Raw genomic sequence first — 17,109 nt, forward strand, 5'->3', positions numbered from 1 at the left:
TCAATTTGCATTCTTGCAGCTTGCGAATTAATTTTGATATCGTTATACTAAATGACGTTGCAGGTTGGTAGCACAAGATATTGTGGGTTTTCCACAGATATCGTCACTTATCCACAACATCTTGTGGATAAGTGGAAAATTGAGTCTGAATTGTCCGCTCAGATTCAATCTGCCTAACTTACACCATCTGATTTCTACTCTGTTTCAAAAGACCCCCGGCTTGTCCAACCAGGGGTCTTTTTTACAATGCTTTTTGATAGGCGGCCTCAGTTTTAGGGTCAAAAGCCACCAGGATGACTTCTTGAATCCAATGGCTGCCGATCAGAAATTCACGAATCGTTTTAATTGCGATGGCTGCCGCCTGCTCAACGGGAAACGCATAGACGCCCGTACTGATTGACGGAAAGGCGACCGTTTGACAATGATAGTGCTCAGCCAACTGCAGACTATTGCGGTATGAGTTCCTCAATAAATCAGCCTCACCATGTTCACCGCCATGCCAAATCGGACCAGGCGTATGGATGATGTATTTAGCCGGCAGATGAAAGCCAGGCGTGATCCGAGCCTCACCCGTTGGACAGCCATGAAACTTTTCGCAAGCTGCATAGAGAGCTGGTCCGGCCGCCCGATGAATAGCGCCATCAACGCCCCCGCCGCCCATCAGCGTGGTATTGGCCGCATTAACGATGGCATCAACCTGATATTTGGTAATGTCGCCACGTTCCACTTTAATCGTCTTAGCCATTTTATCCCGCCTTTCCAAACTGCTACCAGATATTGACCCGCTTTTCTGGAGCCAGGTACATGCCATCGCCTTCCTGAACGCTAAAGGCTTGGTAGAACTCAGCTTGATTTTGCGCCTGGACGTTGGCGCGCAGCTTATTGGGCGAATGAACGTCAATTGAAAGCAGCAGCTGCATGTATTGATCGGTTGCCTTCATCCGCCAGATCCGGGCCCAGTTAATGAAAAACTGCCGTGCATCAAAGTCAGCTTCTTCTTTAGCAGCGGCTAAAGCACAGCTCAAGCCGCCCGCGTCAGCAATGTTTTCTGAAACGGTCAGCTTGCCGTTTACCTTTTGCCCGGCAAACGGCAGCCCATCAAACTCAGCAATCATTTTTTGCGCCAACTGCTTAAAGTGCTTCAAGTCAGCTTCAGTCCACCAATTATTCAGATTGCCATATTCGTCGAACAAAGCCCCGTTATTATCAAAGGCATGGGAGATCTCATGTGCGATTACCGCGCCGATTCCGCCATAGTTTTCACTGCTGGTCTGCTTTAGGCTGTAGAATGGCGTCTGCAGAATAGCGGCTGGGAAAACGATAATGTTCTTAAACGGGTGATAGTATGCATTGACCGTAGCCGCGCTCATTTCCCAACGCAGACGATCCACCGGCTGATTCCAGCGACTAAACATTTCCTTAGCGGCCGTTTTGCCCAATTGAATCATATTTTCTAAAAGCGTGGTCTGCTCGTCAACCTTTAATTGATCATAAAGCGCTGGAATCTGATCTGGATAACCAACTTGAATTCCTAACCGATCCAGCTTAAGAATCGCTTTGGCACGCGTTTTTTCACCAAGCCAGTCGTTTTGGGCCAGCCGCTGCTGATAGATTTTCACCATTTGTTCAACCATATGATGTACGTCGGCCTTGGCTTGTGGTCCAAAATAAGATTTGCCGTAATAGTCGCCAACTACTTGATCAAACGTGCCCCGCGCCAGACGATAGGCAAACTTACGCTGGTCAGCAGGTTGCTTGGCACCAGAAAGTGCTCGGCTAAAGCGGCCGCTGATTTCACGCAGCTCATCAGTCAAAAGCCCAGCCATTGAACTGATTGCATTAATCAAAAGCCAGCTCTTGAACCATTCAAAGTGACCTGTCAAGATCTCATCGAGTGCAGCCAAATATCGCGGCTCCATTACGATAACCTGTTCTGGCTTAGCGCCAATCAAATCCTTAACCACCGCGGCCAGGTTCAATTGACTGGTGTGACCAGCAAACTCCGCCAGCGATTGTGGATTGTACATCTTGCTGTAGTCAGCTGATTCTTCCGCACTCTTGACATGGGGAACCAGCAACGCATCAAACTGCTTGGTTTCTTCAATCATCTTTTGAGCCGTTGCTGCTTCATAGCCCAATTTATCCAGCAACGTGGTCATCATCGCTGTCCATAGCTGCATTAATTGTGGGCCTTGAGGATTTTTAGGATCATAGTAGTTCTTTTCTGGCAAAATCAAGCTGGGAGCTCCAGCAAACAAAGCATAGACCTGCGCATTTTTCATATCGGCATCAATATCAAAAGCCACGGGAGAAGCCACACCATTAAGTATCAACTCGGCCCAGTGAGCTTGATAGTCAGCATAGCTCTGCAGATTTTCAATTGGCTGCAGAGCCTTTTTTAATGGGGCCGTACCTTCCTGCTCGCGTCGCTTAAAATTCTTGGCTAAGCCATACAGCTTGATCATCTCGTTAAAGCGAGCATCTGAGCTGGTTTTTTGTTTGTTCAAAAACGCATCGAAATCATCCATCAGCGTTTTATCAATATCATCAACCAAACTGTTAAACCCGCCAGTTGCTGGCCGATCTGCAGGAATCTTGGCCGTTTCTAGCCATTCGCCATTAACGGCTTCATAAAGATCATCTTTGGCCTTTACTAAATCAATCGTCATCATATCACTCCATCCATCGTTTTTATGAAAACAATCATAACAATTTTTAAGTTCCACGTGAAACAAAATCACCAGGCAATATTTTGACTATTCAAACGGGGCCAGCAGCGTATTGCGGGCCGTTGGCGAGAACCACTCGGCATGCAACGCCAGTAGATCTTTTACCTGTTCATAGTCATCTAATTGCCATCTTCCCTTAACCATGCCAGCCTGTTGCAGTGCCCGCGCCATTTCGATGTCAGACGCCTGCAGCATCTCTCTAAACAAGCCACCTTCATTGGGATCCCAATCATCATGAAGCATTGCTGCGGCATGCTGGAAAGTCTGATCATGTCTCATCGCTGCCATCAGATAGCTTGGTGAAAGCAATGGATACTCGTTCATCTTTAAATTCCTCCAATCTTAACGGAACGCATCATTGGACTCTTCACCGATAACTCGCTCTCTGTGCTCAGCAGCCATAAAACGTTGCGATAGCCATGGATTTCAAGCTCGCTTTCGCCCCAGCCATCCGTTAGAATCACGATTGTTGCCTGCTGTCGACTGACGTGCTGCTTTTGAAGCCAGTCAAAAATAGCTTGAAAACAAGTCCCGCCACCGCCAGTCCGATGGTATGACACGTTTTTTCCAGGCTGCAGACGGGTTGCATGATCACTGTGTACTCTGGCATCAAAAGGAATGATTTCAACTTGAGAATTCAGCTGAACGGTTAAATACTGCAACTCCGTTAATACACCCGCAATTTCTTGATCACTCATTGAGCCAGAATTATCAACGAATGCATAGATATCAGCATTTAGGCGATCAATCTGCCCTGGCAGCTCCATTCTTAGCGGCTGACGACGATTAAACCTGGCACGCGTATCCTGTTTGCCACTTGGGATTCTGCCCAGCAGCCGCATTAAAAGCTGACGCCAATTTAACGGTTCAGGATTGCTCAAATGCTCAAGTTCTTCTTGAATCTCGCCCGGTAAAAGACCACGATTTTTTTGACTAAGACTTTTCCAGGCTTTAGACAGCAGCGACTTTAAACGTGCCTTCTGCAGATCTGGATTGGCAAGCGACTGATCGGTTTGCCATCCTTGATGACTGGCCGCGGCTTTTTGCGCTTTACCGGCCTTTTCTCGACTGTGTTGTTGGTCATTTTGCTCATCGTCATCCAGTTTTCCCCAAGCTTTTTCGATTCGTCCCTGCTCGGCCGGCGTCAAATGTGTCAAGATTCGCAGATAGTACCTGGAGTCTCGATGTGCTGCCAGAGGTCGCTGCAGCAGTTTTTCCAAATCGGCCAAAGTCATGGTTCCCTGTGGCGGCGTCTTTAGGTATTGATTCACGGCAATATCCGTTGCTAAGGCCACCTTGCGAGGATGCGTACTGCTGACATATCGTAATGGGTGTTGCCAGATTGCATGCAAAACCTCATGCTGCAATCTGACATTTAATTGATCCGTAGACAGTTCACTGAGCTGTTGATCGTTATATTCCAAGACCAGCTGATTGTCCTGCCAAGCCAGACCAACTGGCGCATCCAGATTCTGATTCTTAGTGCGGGGCATCTCCAACAGCACCTCGCCACTCAAGCGCTGCGTTGTCAGCAGATGAACAACGGCCTTGGTCAGTCGTTGCTTAGCGGCTTCATTTAAATCAGTCATTTAATCACCAGCTTCAACGGTAATTTTCTCCAACAGACGATACAGCTGTTCAGCATCGCCGCCTGGGTTTTCATTAGCTGCCTGATAAAGTTCCTTAATCTGATCAACTGCTGCCTCTTGCTCACCGAGTTCTTGAACCACGGCAAAACGACCGTCCGGACTGAGCGCGTACAGACAGTTCTTAAATTGAGCCGGATATTGGGTGATTGGATACTTGGTCAGTTCTTTGATCCACTGTCTGACCGCCGTCAAACGATCGACTTCAGCAACAAACTGCAGCTGCGTTGAATGATCGATCAAATCAGCAACCGATAGCTGCTGACCATGCTGTGCAACAAATTTGGCAAAAGCAGTCCCGACTTCCGATCCCAGATCACCACTAAACAGATCAGCAGACAGCTTTGCCTGCGTTTCTTCATCCAATTGTTCCAGCTGCCGTAAGTTGCCAGAAACCCGTGCCCAGGATCGCGGTGTTGGATAAAGGTCTTTTTCATGATCAGCTGGTGCCAAAAGATTTGGGTGCAGGCGAATATATTTAGCTACCAGTTCATGAATGCGTGGCTGCCCATCTGGCTGAAGCTGTTGAGCCCATAAAAGCCAGTCATCAACTGCAGCTTTCATGACCAGGCGTACGGTCCGATCGCGAATGGCGGCATCCCCAGCGGTTACGCCATAGTCGCTGTCAGCAAAATTTTCCATCGTACTGTCCGGATTTTCGGCAATGACGATATGTACCTGATCTGGCAGCTTCAATGAGTTGACCTGCCGCTGCAGAACCAGATTCATCAATTCACTTTGCACGGCCTGCGTACCGCGATTAAACTCATCCAAAAACCAGATAATTGGCTGGTTAGGGTGTGCTTCAGCCTGTTTGACGATTGCCACCAACGTTTCTGAATAACCAAACTGAACATTAGCCAGCGTGCCATAATGCTGGGTGGTTACAAACGAACGATCCGTCAACGGTGGCACTGGAATCGCCAGATCTCCTTTTTCCGATAGACTGACAACCGTCGTATAAAGCTTGGCCCCCATTGACGCGGCAATCTCTTTAACCAGCGCCGACTTGCCAATTCCAGCTTCGCCAACGATACTGGGTACATTACCAGCCTTGATAACCAATGGTACCGCAATCTTCATTTGTTGATAGCTAAGCGACATTCAAATCATCTCCAACCATGCGTTAAATCATCTGCATCACGACGTTTCATCTTTGAGACATATGGATTGCCGGCCACGATAAAGCGGTAGTTTTTCAAGGCATCCTTTCCTTGCGCATTAACGCCAATTCGCGGTCCAGCAATGATTTTTTCGGGAATCCGACGTCTAGCGCTTAAGTCAATCTGCAGCGCGGCATGCTCCATCGGCTGACCATCCATTGACCGCGACTGCACGCCAAGCGCCTGCATCAGCTTGCCTGGTCCATTGGTTAGATTGAAACCATCCTGACCACGATTCTCAATCATCTGCTCAATGCCTAATGCCGGCTCTAGCGCGCGAATCAAGATACCCTGCGGCTCTTCTTGGTCCTGAACTACAATGTCAACACAGTAATGCGAGCGAATCTGATAAATATAAAGATTGCCAGGCATGCCGTAAAGCGACTCTGAATAGTCAGTTCGCCGTCCCCCAAAAGCATGCGATGCTGAATCCTGCTCACCTATATAGGCCTCGGTTTCAACGATCCAACCGCCAACATCGCCTTTGCGACCATGGAAAACCAAAAGCCGTCCTAGGAGGTCCTTAGCGATCTGTGGGGTTGGGCGCGTCGTAAAAAATTTTTGATATTCTGAAAGCATTCGAAACCATCCTTTTTAAAAGTGCTTTAATGGTCTTATGATTTATTTTTCTAAGAGGTGACCAACATTGAAACTAAAACTTGACCGCATTTATGATAAGCCAACTGATTTGAACGGCTGGCGCATCTTGATTGATCGGCGCTGGCCCCGCGGTATTTCTAAAACTAACGCCCACTTGGATGAATGGGCTAAAGAAGCCGCCCCAAGTGAAGAACTGCGCAAATGGTTCAATCACGATCCTGCTAGATTTGCCGAATTCAAGGAACGCTACTTAAAGGAACTAGCCGGCAATCCTGCTTATTTAGAATTATTGGCAAGCATCAAAAAACATCTGCAGACCGAAAACGTGATTCTGCTTTATGGCGCAAAAGATCGGCAGCATAACCAAGGAATTATCTTAGCCGAGCTTATCAAGCAAAAGCTGAATTTATAAATATTTTAACGCTATTAAAAAAAAAGACGCAATCGTTGCCGTCACGATTGCGCCCTGTCTTATGACTGCTGATCCAGAATCATCAGTCCCTTGGCTAGCGTTGCTGAATCAGCATCAACTGAAAGGAATCGTCCCAGTGGTACCTCGCTGTGACGATCCTTGAATGCCATCGGTTCACTTTTAACGATCATGACCATCAAGCCATTTTCTGTCAGCATCAACTGACCGATCTGCCGAAATTTTCCTTTGGTATGTTTCCCTGTCCGCCATGTATGCAGCCGGATCTGGCCATTAGCATCATAGTGCAGCTGATAGCCGCCATTGCCATCATCTTCAACTGGCAGCCCCGTATAGCGACTGACCGGATATTGATCTTTTTTGCTCATCAAAATTCCTCTACTTTTCTGGCTGTGGACGCTGACTGGTCAGTTCCGCCAAACGCTTGGTCAAATGATACAATTCACCGGACTGCAGCGCCTGAGCCCAGGTTCCTTCTTCAACATCTTCCCAGTCAACGATTAACGAGATCATCGCGCCAATCAAGCTGACATCATCTGACTTTAAGACTTGCGCAACGGTTGCTTCATCTACGCGCGGCTTAATTCGATTGACTTTTAAAGACTTGCGGTAATAGGGATCATATTCTGCACTGGCGCGAAACTTACGCGTGAATTCAAGCATCGGTTTGTCATACAGCGGGTAGCCAACCCGCACGATGCCATCTTCTGGATTGCTGATAGTCCAGCCGATTTTACGATCGATCATGCTTTTGAAATATGGCAGGTAGACATTTAAATCCATAGGCTCACCTTCTTTTATTTGAGTATGTTTAGTGTACCGCTTTTAGGTTGGTTCAATAAAGTGGTAGGCTAAAAGAAAACAAATCTTGGAGGTAATTTTTATGGAAAAACCAATCGTTACCGCAGCTCAGATGAAACGCTGCGACAGCTATACCATCAATCATATCGGCATTCCTTCATTGGTTTTAATGGAACGAGCTGCCCTTGCCGTTCGCGATGAAATTCTCAATGCTTTGCCGATCTATTTAAGTCATGTCGTCGTCGTCGCCGGCAGTGGCAATAACGGCGGCGATGGTCTGGCAGTCGCCCGTTTACTGAAGATTGCTGGTGCTAAAGTAACGATTCTTAACGTTGGCAATCCCGACCACGCTTCCCAAGAACACCAGGTTCAAGCCCGCATCTGCCAATACTATCGCATCCCTCAAACCAGTGACTTGAGCATTTTAGATGACGCCTCACTGGTCGTGGATGCAATTTTTGGCATTGGTATTGATCGGCCGGTTGCTGGACACTACGTCGACGTTATCAAAGCCATGAATGCCGCTCAGGCTTTTCGAGTCGCCGTTGACATGCCTTCTGGAATCAATACTGATACTGGCACGATTATGGGAATTGCCGTCAAAGCTGATTTAACTGTTACGTTTGCCTTTAACAAAATCGGGCTCACCCAAAACGAGGGTCCTCAGTATGCCGGTCGCGTAGTCATTGCTGACGATATGGGAACTTATTGGATTGATGAGCATGAGCTGGCTAACAATCAAGATTAGTTTTAATTGAAATAGATGCCCCTTAACCGTGCTTATTTCCCCAATAAAAAACGATTCGTCGTTTTGACGAATCGTTTTTATTAGTTAGGCACGCGACTTGTAGCTGCCATCCATCGTGTTGACGATGATTTGGTCACCGTTCTTGATGAAGGATGGCACGTTGACAACCAGACCAGTGCTCATCGTAGCAGGCTTGCCACCACCATCGATCGTAGCACCCTTAATCATTGGTTCAGTTTGGGCAACAGTCAGAACAACCGTCGTTGGCAGTTCAATACCAACCAGTTCGCTGCCAACAAAGTCCATTTGCACTTGCATGTTTTCAACCAAGTACTTCTTTTCTTCAGTCAGCTGTTCATCACTGATTTCGTATTGTTCGTAAGTTTCCATGTCCATGAAGACCGCCGTGTTGCCCTCATCGTACAGGTATTGAGCATTCTTCTTGTCCACGTTGACTTGTTCAACCTTTTCAGAAGGACGCATCGTCGTGTGCACAATGGAGCCAGTCCGAACGTCTTGGATGTCCATTTGCATCAACGTGTTACCCTTGCCTGGCTTGTGGTGGTTGATTTGCAAAACTTTCAACAGCTTGCCGTCACGTTCAAAAACCATGCCCTTTTTCAAATCAATCGTTTGAATCATTGTACTAAGTACTCCTTTTATTAATTACTGAACTTGATCACGTTTACCGTGAGCTTTTGATCGTTCAAATTTTCGCGATCGAGGCGTCGTTCATCGCCTTTTATCGTGTGCTCGCCATTGCACTGTCGCAATTTTAGCATCCACCTTTTACTATATCATGTAATCAGTTGATTTGCTTTGGCAAACCCACTTATTTATTTACTTTTTTTGATCAACCATATTAGCAGCCGGAATTCTGATCAGCGTATGCGTATCAGCCAGCTTGCCGCAGCGAATGCCCATCCCATTTAAGACCGTATTGCGATATTTGATCGTCATTACAGCAACGAAAGCATGACCCGTCTTTGAGTCATAGGCCTTTAGCTTTTTCATATTCCAAGGATAGCCAACTGCCTGACCAGTAACCAGGCGATCACTGTCAACGATCGTGGTTCCCCGTGCGTCAGTCGTCATCTTGGCATTATCCGTCCAGTAGGTGTAGGAAACGATCGGCCGCGTGCCGCCCTGGGCATGCTTGGCAATCACATAGTAGTAATCGTTGTCTTGACTGTTCAGCTGTAGCGCCTCATATTCAGTCGTTATCTTAACGGCTTGGGTATCGTCATATGAAACGCGCCGGAAAAACGATAAATATGCCATTCCGCCCAACCAGCCAATCGCCAAGACGACCAGCACTACGTAACGTACAAACAATTTTTTGTCAAAACGATGCTTCGTCTTGGCAATCAGCATCAGTTGCTTGACGCGGATGTAGTGAGTAACCCAGATCATAAAAACAATGGCCGCGATCCAAAGCAGCCATCCCAACCAGTTCCAATTCATAATTTTTTGCTCCTAAATCAATGACCGTATTCGTGCGTCAGACAACAAAAAAATCTATACATAAATTGTAACACATTGCGGCAATTGTTCCTTATTTCTCATGCCGTTATTAATAAAATAAGTTACAATAGAAGTATAAATAAAAACGCTTTCACCTGTAAAAGTGGTGATGTGGCTAGTATAGTTAACATTTGATTAGTTATTGTCTCTTTATATTTTTGCAATTATCCATGATGTGTTTGCATTCCGATTTCTAAGGGGGTAATGATTATGGAAATGGACGGATACAAAAAGCGTTTTGACTGGGCCAGTCTGCTTTTGGGAATTGTACTGGTGGTATTGGGCTGCGTTTCAATCATGCACCCAGACAAATCGCTGCATCTGCTCTGCATCTTAGTTGGCGTGGGCTTGCTGCTATTGGGAATCTACGAGCTATGGGCCCGCAGTAAGATGCAGGAGTGGCTCGGCTATCGTTCCGGTTGGCTGCTCGGTACCGGTATTTTAGACATTATCTTGGGGATCGTCTTTTTGGTATATCAAAACTTTGGTACGACCGTGATCGCCGTAGTCTTCGCACTTTGGTTCATTATCAGCTCAGCTAACGAACTGACGATTGCAGGGTTCTTCCGTCAGTTAAACGTAGGCTACTACTGGCTTTTGTTTATCCTCGACATTCTGGGACTGATTATCGGCGTAGTTTTGCTCTTCTCGCCGATGCTTTCAGCAATCACCATGGTTTGGCTGATTTCTTTCTACTTGATCGTGATTGGAATCGTAAAGATTATTCAAGCCTTCTAGCATCTACGAAAAGAAAAGTTTACAATAAATATTGTAATATCGTACGTATGCAGCCATCGTTATTATGAATGATGACCAGGAAGGGAGAAAGTTTTAATGAGCGAACCAGTCAACAGTCTTGCAGCAGAAATCATCGAATTTGAACGGGTCCACGCAATGACTGACAACCAGGTTGCATTTGGCAGTCAATTGTCAGTTGAGCGCGTGCATGATATCAAGTCACAAAGCGATATTGCTACTGATGAGGAAGCCAGTCTCTTGCGGCGCTTCATGCAGGCCAAGCATTAACAAAGAAAAAACGCGTCTTAACAGGCGCGTTTTTTCTTTGCATTATATTTCTATCCAATTGTTCATTGACCAGCCGTAAAACGCCAAAATTAGGCAATTACACCCCGGTTTTCGTTTACTGGTCTTCTGGATAGTGAAAAGCCACCGCTAACGGTGCCGGTGCCAGCTTAGCCTCTGGATTCTTGATGCGTTCCATCAGTGTACCGATCAGCAGGTCTGCCAATTCGGTGATTGGCTGCTGAATCGTTGGTAATTCCGGCGCCAGCTGACAAATCATCTTGGAGCCATCATACCCTGTAACATGGAAGTCCTCATTGATGCGTTTACCGGCCCGTACCGCCAGACGCATGATCTTTAAGGCATCGACATCATTGGTTGCCATCACGCCATCATATTCCCCAGGAAATGTCGTTTCAAGATTCGTTTTCTTGGCATCTAGCGGCACATACTCGATTTGGTGTGCGGAAAAACAGTCAATCGCACCCTGGACTCGATTAATCGTTGGCGAGACTGAGGTATCCTCATCAATCAGAATTGCCGGATGCCTGACGTTTTTAGCAATCAGGTACTCAGCAGCCATCTTTCCGCCACGATAGCTGTCAGCCGACACGATTGGAATATTGTCGGCCAGATAGCGGTCAAACGATACGATTGGAGCCTTAATCCGTTGATATTCCTCAATTCCAAGATTATGCGATCCTGAAATAATGCCATCGACCTGATTAGCCATCAGCATCGCCAAATAGTCATGCTCAATATCTGGATTTTGGGCTGATGAGGCAATAATCGTCTTATAGCCCTTGGCAAATAGACGATATTCCAGATCATTTACTAATTCCGCGTAGAACGGGTTAATAATGTTAGGGAAGATCAAGCCGATAAATTTAGATGGCTTACCCTGCATCGCTCGCGCCAGAGCATTGGGCTGATAGTTCAGCTCACGCATTGCCGCATGTACTTTGTTAATGGTTTTTTCGCTTAGCGATCCATAGTTATTGATGACGCGGGAAACCGTCGTGACTGAGACGCCAGCCAGCTTAGCAACGTCTTTTAGTTTAGCTACCATATTCTTGACCTCGTTGAAATGATTGTCACACTATTATAGACCAATTTACGACAATTCGTCATTTTTAAAATAAAAAATCGCATCAGCTTTAAGCTCATGCGATTTTTGTGAACTATTCGGCAGATCAGTTGAAACAGACCTTTAATTAATTTTGTTCCATGACCTTTTCGCCATTAGCCGTAATCGTAAACGTCTTGTTGGCTGCGTCGGCTTCCAAGACTGCTACGTTTTGGCCTTCCTTATCCTTACGAGTGATCGTAATCGTCGTTTCGGTTGGCGTTTGAATGTCAATTGAGCCATCCAGATCAAAGGCAGCAAATTCATTGCGCCAGCTCAGCATCTTCAGCAGGTTGGCAACGACTGGACGCTGAACTTCCTTAGCCACTTCTTCTTTAGTGTAGTAGTGACGGTTGATGTTCCGGCCTTCCTTAGTCTTTTCCAACAGTTCCAGGTCATTGGAGCCAGCCAACAGACCAACGTAGTAAACCATTGGGATACCAGGGGCGAATACTTGGAAGGCACGTGCCAGCAAGTATGCACGGTCGTTATCACCCAATGCGGAGTAGTACGTTGAGTTGATCTGGTAGATGTCCAGGTTGTTGTAGGCAGCTGAAGAGTACTTACGCTTAACGTTGGCACCAACTTTGTACAATTCGTTGGAAGCATAGTCGATTTCTTCATCAGTCAAGATATCGCGTGCGTCAACGACCCCAATTCCATCATGCGTGTCCAACGTCGTGAACTGCTTCATTGGACTCATCTTCAGCCATTTAGCCAGACGGTTGGTCTTGCCAGAGTACAGCGTGTACAGCGTCGTCATTGGCAGAGCAAAGTCATATACAAAGTAGCCGTGTTGAGAGATCTTTTCAGGAATCGTGTAATGTTCATGGATTTCTGGCAGAATTTCTGCGTTGTAAGGAGCCAGAATCTCACGCACTTCATTTAACAGATCCCAGATTTCTGGTTCAACGAAGAAGTCATTAGTACCAATCTTCTTAACAGCGTAGGCAAAGGCGTCCAGACGAATCAGGTCAGCGCCATGCTTAACCATGTCAGTCAGCGTTTGCTTGAAGAATTCTTGGGCTACCTTGCTCTTAACGTTGATGTCGATTTGTTCTTCACCAAACGTGTTCCACAGATGCTCAACGGAACCATCATCAAACTTGATCTCTTGCATCGGGGCCTTGTCCTTACGCTTGTAGATCAAGTCAACATCTTCTTTAGTAGGACGGTCGGGACCAGCAGCTGCCCAGAACTTTTCCCAACGAATGAAGAAGTCGTTGTACTTGGAGTCATCATGATTCTTCTTGAAGTCTTGGTACATAACCGACTTCTTGGAAATATGGTTGATCATGAAGTCAAACATCAGGTAGTATTCTTCACCCAATGCTTCAACGTCGTCCCAGTTACCAAAAGCCGGATCAACAACCGTGTAGTCGTAAGGTGCAAAGCCGCGGTCACCAGTTGATGGGAAGAACGGCAGCAGGTGAACGCCACCGATTGCCGAACCGATGTATTCGTTCAAGACTTCATGAGTTTCCTTGATGTTTTTAGCCAGCGAGTCAGAATAGGTGATCAGCATGGCTTTGTTCTTAATTGGCATGTTTAATCCTCCAAAAATGTAAATTAGTTTTTCTTAACTTGGCGACGAGTAGCAATAAAGATAACCAAGGCAATAACCAACAGTCCAAATCCATATGGTACGAACGGTGCAGCCAGGCTCAAACCAGTTTGCGGCTGTCCCATCATGTGGTTGGTCCATTCAGCAATCGTTGGTGAGAAGAAGGCCCCAAAGTTAAAACCGATCAGAACCATTGAAGTGATCAATGGTTGCCGATTAGCAGGCGCAAGATCAGGCAGCAGGTTAAAAATCAAAGGAGAGACCAGCTGTAATGGGAACCCAATCAAAAGCAGACCAATAACCAGCATCACGAAACTGCGGTGACTGGCACCATAGGCAAACAGGAAGTTCGAGATTGCCATCAGAATCAGACCAAAGTAAACCGTCCCAAATCCCATAACCTTCTTAATCGAGCCGTAGAACAAACCACCCAGCGTTGCTCCAATCAGCATCAGTGACAAGAAGTTGGAAGATCCAGTGTAGCTGGCACCCTTAATGGCTACTGCTATCCCAGAGAAACGGTTTTCCATGCCGACATAGTCAACAACTAGCAGGAAGGCAAACAAGATGAGCAGATAGACGACTGGACTGATTTTGCCATTACCTTCGCCTTCAATAGCTTCTTTCAATTCTGCTTCTTGTACTTCTTCCTTTTTCTCAGCTGCCTCTACCTTGCTGTCGTCCGGAACACGAGCAGCAAAGAACAGCAGAACCAAGAAGGCCAGTGCGTAGACCAGAAATGACTGCCGCCAGCCAAATGAGCTCAAAAGCAGGCCGGCAATAAACAGGGTCGTGGCCTGGCCGATCTGTTCGGCAGCTGCCCGCCAACCCAACATTTGAGCTCGCTCATTACCCTCATACCAAACTGAGATCATCGAAATGGCCTGCGAGTTATAGAGACCATAACCAGCCCCCAAGACTAATCGCGATGCCAAGACGATGCCATAGTTGCTGACAAACATCGGCACCAGCCCAGCCAAACCAACAATGAAGACCCCCAGCATGATGATCTTCTTGTCAGAAATGTGGAACCAAGACTGCAGCAGCGGTGAAAGTACCACAAAGATCATAACGGCAAAAGATGGTGTCGTAACCAGGTATTCAGACTGCGTTTGCGTAATGTGCAAAGCTGCCTTCAACTGTGGCAACGATCCCTGAATCGCGTACGCACTGGTCACCATGAAAGAAACCGACAGGAAAGCCAGTTTCGTCACAATCGACTTTTTGTTGTCCATGTTGTTTTCCCCTAAAAGTTATATTTAACGTTCTCAACAGACATTTTGATAAACGTTTATCAATTTCATCAAAACTTATTTTAACTTGTTTTAGTTTCTTTTGTCAATCGTTTATCAAAAAGATTCGAATCGCTTTCGCGGCTCTCAAATCTTATTTTCATACTTTTAATAGTCAAAAAGTGATTCTTTGTTTAAGAGTGTGATCAGTGAAGAAATTTCTCAAGCATAAAAGTCTATTAATTTATAGTAGATTTTAGTCGCTTTCATTGAAAAATCAATTGACGTAACCCGTTGTGAATGCTACTTTTTAATTAGCTGCTATTCTTAACGAATTATTAAAAAATATAATTTCTAAATATATAGCCGACTTAACCACTGATCAGCTAGTTTTTTAAGGAGTATGCCCACGTATGAAAAATCCAATCATCAACGAAACGCATCAGCATTATAAGATGTACAAGAGCGGCCGACAATGGGTCTTTGCCAGCATCGCCGCTTTAACCATGCTGACGGCGGCCGGCTCAGTTGCCCATGCCGATCAGACTGATCAAACCACTCATCAGATTACAGTCTCTGGTAGTGCTAATGGCTCAGATGCCAGTCAAGATTCTGACAGCAGTGCCGCAACTGACAGCTCGGCAACCAGCCAGATCAGCGATGCCGCATCCAATGCCAGCCAAGCCAGTGCAGAAAGTACTGCAAGTGCTCAAACGGCTTCTGAACGCACTGCTGCGGCTACCAGTGCCGTTGCCAGCACCGCTATTCAAGCCAGCTCAGCCGCTGAATCAACCACGGCGGCCGTATCTAGCACCATTGCTGCCAGTTCCAGCAATGAGATTCAAATCGCTGCTGCCAGTCAAGCCAGCGATTCTGCATCCAGTGCCAGCCAAGCAGCCACAGCAACTACGACTTTAGCGGCTGCCAGTGCCGACGAGGCCAGCAATCAGGTTGACTTGAGCTCCCTTTACTTCAGCAGCAATGCTAAGTCGCAAGCCTTCATCGAAAGCGTTGCGCAAGGTGCCATCAACGGCTGGACCAAGTATGGCGTCCTGCCTTCGGTTACCGTTGCCCAGGCTATTTTAGAAAGCGGCTGGGGACAATCTGCACTTTCCACTCAAGCTCACAACCTGTTTGGAATCAAGGGCAGCTACAATGGTCAGTACGTTACGATGCAGACGCGGGAAGTCTACAATGGTCAAAGCTATTACATCTATGATAACTTCCGTAAGTATGCCAATAACTCTGAATCCGTTGAAGATCATGGCAACTTTCTTTACAGCAACAGCCGCTACGCCAACCTGTTGGGCGATCAGTCCTATGCTAGCGTAGCACGCAAGCTGCAGGCAGATGGCTATGCTACCGACCCATCATATGCCTCATCTTTGATCAAGCTGGTCGAAATGTACAATCTGACTCAGCTTGATAACATTGCCTTTTCTGGCAAGCAGCCCGTTATCAACAACAAGAATGACTATAACTACTCTAACAGCGGCAATGCCGACAGCTCCAACGGCTACTACACCGTTCAAAGCGGCGACACGCTGTCTGGAATTGCCTTGAAGTTCTCCACGACTTCCAGTAAGCTGGCACAATTGAACAGCATTTCCAACCCGAACCTGATTTATGTTGGACAGCGTCTGTTGGTTAACCAAAACAGCAGCTCAGACTCCAGCTCTTCCAGTCAGTCCAGTTCTGCTGCAACGAATACGGATGCATCAGCTGCCAGCTACACTGTTAAATCAGGCGACACGCTGTCTACCATTGCCAGCCAACATAATACGACGGTTAACCAGATTGTTTCGCTTAACCAGTTGAGCAATCCAAATCTGATCTACGTTGGTCAAGTCTTGAAGCTTAAAGACAGCCAGACAACCAATTCGTCATCGGCAACATCGTCATCAACCGCTGCAACGACTGCTGGTACATATACCGTTAAAGCTGGTGATACGCTGTCTGCCATTGCATCTCGCTACAGTACTTCCAGCAGCACGCTGGCTTCACTGAACTCACTGAGCAATCCAAACCTGATTTATGTCGGTCAAGTACTTAAAGTCAGCTCAAATGCCTCGACCAGCAGTTCAACCAGTTCTTCTGCAAACAACACTGTAACGACTGCCTCTTCCTACACGGTTAAGGCTGGTGATACGCTGTCTGCCATCGCTGCCAAATACGGTACCACCTATCAGGCACTGGCATCAGCCAACAGCATCAGTAACCCAAATGACATTTATGTGGGTCAGGTAATCAAGGTCAGCGCGACTGTAACCGCCGCCAGCTCTCAGACTGTTTCTTCAACCAGCAGCGGCAGCTACACGGTCAAGTCCGGCGACACGCTTTACGGCATCGCTTTGGCTAATGGCTTGAACTGGCGGACATTGGCCAAGCAAAACGGCATCAGCGATCCAAACGTCATTTTCGTTGGCCAGAAGCTGAGACTGTAATTCATCGCATTTACCCTTAACAGCCAGTCGGATTCATCTCCGACTGGCTGTTTTATCAAAATCATTTTAGCGCTTGACA

General features: G+C 46.7%; 18 protein-coding genes. 5 read left to right on the forward strand and 13 right to left on the reverse strand.

Going from position 1 to position 17,109, the window contains the following annotated elements; all coding sequences use genetic code 11:
* Nucleotides 1-241 precede the first annotated feature (241 nt).
* From ACLUWI_RS01050 to ACLUWI_RS01075, 6 genes are all read right to left on the reverse strand, one after another.
* A complete protein-coding gene (locus ACLUWI_RS01050) occupies nucleotides 242-745 on the reverse strand; it encodes an O-acetyl-ADP-ribose deacetylase (RefSeq protein ID WP_412145798.1) in 504 nt (167 codons plus the stop codon).
* Between the two features lie 22 nt (nucleotides 746-767).
* Complete coding sequence (locus ACLUWI_RS01055; RefSeq protein ID WP_412145901.1) at nucleotides 768-2,669, reverse strand: M13 family metallopeptidase; 1,902 nt, start codon at nucleotides 2,667-2,669, stop codon at nucleotides 768-770.
* An 87-nt stretch (nucleotides 2,670-2,756) separates the two neighbouring features.
* Entirely contained in the window at nucleotides 2,757-3,053 is a 297-nt protein-coding gene (locus tag ACLUWI_RS01060; protein WP_412145799.1) for a hypothetical protein, read from the reverse strand.
* A 2-nt stretch (nucleotides 3,054-3,055) separates the two neighbouring features.
* The gene (locus tag ACLUWI_RS01065) at nucleotides 3,056-4,318 is read right to left on the reverse strand and encodes a DUF2201 family putative metallopeptidase (protein WP_412145800.1); all 1,263 of its coding nucleotides are present in this window, start codon (nucleotides 4,316-4,318) and stop codon (nucleotides 3,056-3,058) included.
* A complete protein-coding gene (locus tag ACLUWI_RS01070) occupies nucleotides 4,319-5,479 on the reverse strand; it encodes an ATP-binding protein (protein ID WP_412145801.1) in 1,161 nt (386 codons plus the stop codon). It lies immediately after the preceding gene.
* Nucleotides 5,480-5,484: 5 nt separating this feature from the next.
* Nucleotides 5,485-6,117: a DNA-3-methyladenine glycosylase gene (locus ACLUWI_RS01075; RefSeq protein WP_412145803.1), complete on the reverse strand. Its 633-nt coding sequence runs from the start codon at nucleotides 6,115-6,117 to the stop codon at nucleotides 5,485-5,487.
* A 67-nt stretch (nucleotides 6,118-6,184) separates the two neighbouring features.
* Between ACLUWI_RS01075 and ACLUWI_RS01080 the strand changes: the two genes are divergently transcribed.
* Nucleotides 6,185-6,550 carry a DUF488 domain-containing protein gene (locus tag ACLUWI_RS01080; protein WP_412145804.1) on the forward strand — a complete coding sequence of 122 codons (366 nt, stop codon included), beginning with the start codon at nucleotides 6,185-6,187 and terminating at the stop codon, nucleotides 6,548-6,550.
* A gap of 59 nt (nucleotides 6,551-6,609) precedes the next feature.
* Here the strand turns inward: ACLUWI_RS01080 and ACLUWI_RS01085 are convergent, their stop codons facing one another.
* Both ACLUWI_RS01085 and ACLUWI_RS01090 read right to left on the reverse strand, forming a co-directional pair.
* Nucleotides 6,610-6,936 carry a hypothetical protein gene (locus tag ACLUWI_RS01085; protein WP_412145805.1) on the reverse strand — a complete coding sequence of 109 codons (327 nt, stop codon included), beginning with the start codon at nucleotides 6,934-6,936 and terminating at the stop codon, nucleotides 6,610-6,612.
* A gap of 10 nt (nucleotides 6,937-6,946) precedes the next feature.
* Nucleotides 6,947-7,351 (reverse strand): hypothetical protein, encoded by a 405-nt coding sequence (locus ACLUWI_RS01090; RefSeq protein WP_412145806.1) that lies wholly within the window; start codon nucleotides 7,349-7,351, stop codon nucleotides 6,947-6,949.
* Nucleotides 7,352-7,451: 100 nt separating this feature from the next.
* On the opposite strand from ACLUWI_RS01090, the gene ACLUWI_RS01095 reads away from it, so the two are divergent.
* Complete coding sequence (locus ACLUWI_RS01095; protein WP_412145807.1) at nucleotides 7,452-8,117, forward strand: NAD(P)H-hydrate epimerase; 666 nt, start codon at nucleotides 7,452-7,454, stop codon at nucleotides 8,115-8,117.
* 84 nt (nucleotides 8,118-8,201) lie between these two features.
* On the opposite strand, the gene efp is transcribed toward ACLUWI_RS01095, so the two are convergent.
* Nucleotides 8,202-8,759: an elongation factor P gene (gene efp, locus ACLUWI_RS01100; RefSeq protein WP_074503669.1), complete on the reverse strand. Its 558-nt coding sequence runs from the start codon at nucleotides 8,757-8,759 to the stop codon at nucleotides 8,202-8,204.
* A gap of 198 nt (nucleotides 8,760-8,957) precedes the next feature.
* Complete coding sequence (locus ACLUWI_RS01105) at nucleotides 8,958-9,581, reverse strand: LVIS_2131 family protein (protein ID WP_412145808.1); 624 nt, start codon at nucleotides 9,579-9,581, stop codon at nucleotides 8,958-8,960.
* A gap of 264 nt (nucleotides 9,582-9,845) precedes the next feature.
* Between ACLUWI_RS01105 and ACLUWI_RS01110 the strand changes: the two genes are divergently transcribed.
* A complete protein-coding gene (locus tag ACLUWI_RS01110) occupies nucleotides 9,846-10,379 on the forward strand; it encodes an HdeD family acid-resistance protein (RefSeq protein ID WP_412145809.1) in 534 nt (177 codons plus the stop codon).
* A gap of 96 nt (nucleotides 10,380-10,475) precedes the next feature.
* Nucleotides 10,476-10,667 (forward strand): LBP_cg2779 family protein, encoded by a 192-nt coding sequence (locus ACLUWI_RS01115; RefSeq protein ID WP_412145810.1) that lies wholly within the window; start codon nucleotides 10,476-10,478, stop codon nucleotides 10,665-10,667.
* Nucleotides 10,668-10,782: 115 nt separating this feature from the next.
* Here ACLUWI_RS01115 and ACLUWI_RS01120 read toward each other — a convergent pair whose 3' ends face one another.
* The 3 genes from ACLUWI_RS01120 to ACLUWI_RS01130 all read right to left on the reverse strand — a co-directional run bounded on the left by ACLUWI_RS01120 (nucleotide 10,783) and on the right by ACLUWI_RS01130 (nucleotide 14,589).
* Complete coding sequence (locus ACLUWI_RS01120; protein WP_412145811.1) at nucleotides 10,783-11,733, reverse strand: LacI family DNA-binding transcriptional regulator; 951 nt, start codon at nucleotides 11,731-11,733, stop codon at nucleotides 10,783-10,785.
* Nucleotides 11,734-11,878: 145 nt separating this feature from the next.
* Nucleotides 11,879-13,336 (reverse strand): sucrose phosphorylase, encoded by a 1,458-nt coding sequence (gene gtfA / locus ACLUWI_RS01125; protein ID WP_412145812.1) that lies wholly within the window; start codon nucleotides 13,334-13,336, stop codon nucleotides 11,879-11,881.
* A gap of 23 nt (nucleotides 13,337-13,359) precedes the next feature.
* Complete coding sequence (locus ACLUWI_RS01130; protein ID WP_412145813.1) at nucleotides 13,360-14,589, reverse strand: MFS transporter; 1,230 nt, start codon at nucleotides 14,587-14,589, stop codon at nucleotides 13,360-13,362.
* Between the two features lie 410 nt (nucleotides 14,590-14,999).
* Here ACLUWI_RS01130 and ACLUWI_RS01135 point away from each other — a divergent pair, with 410 nt between their 5' ends.
* Complete coding sequence (locus tag ACLUWI_RS01135) at nucleotides 15,000-17,030, forward strand: LysM peptidoglycan-binding domain-containing protein (protein WP_412145814.1); 2,031 nt, start codon at nucleotides 15,000-15,002, stop codon at nucleotides 17,028-17,030.
* Nucleotides 17,031-17,109: the final 79 nt, after the last annotated feature.

Origin of the sequence: Limosilactobacillus mucosae, assembly GCF_046939755.1 — a bacterium.
GTDB classification, from domain to species: domain Bacteria; phylum Bacillota; class Bacilli; order Lactobacillales; family Lactobacillaceae; genus Limosilactobacillus; species Limosilactobacillus mucosae_A.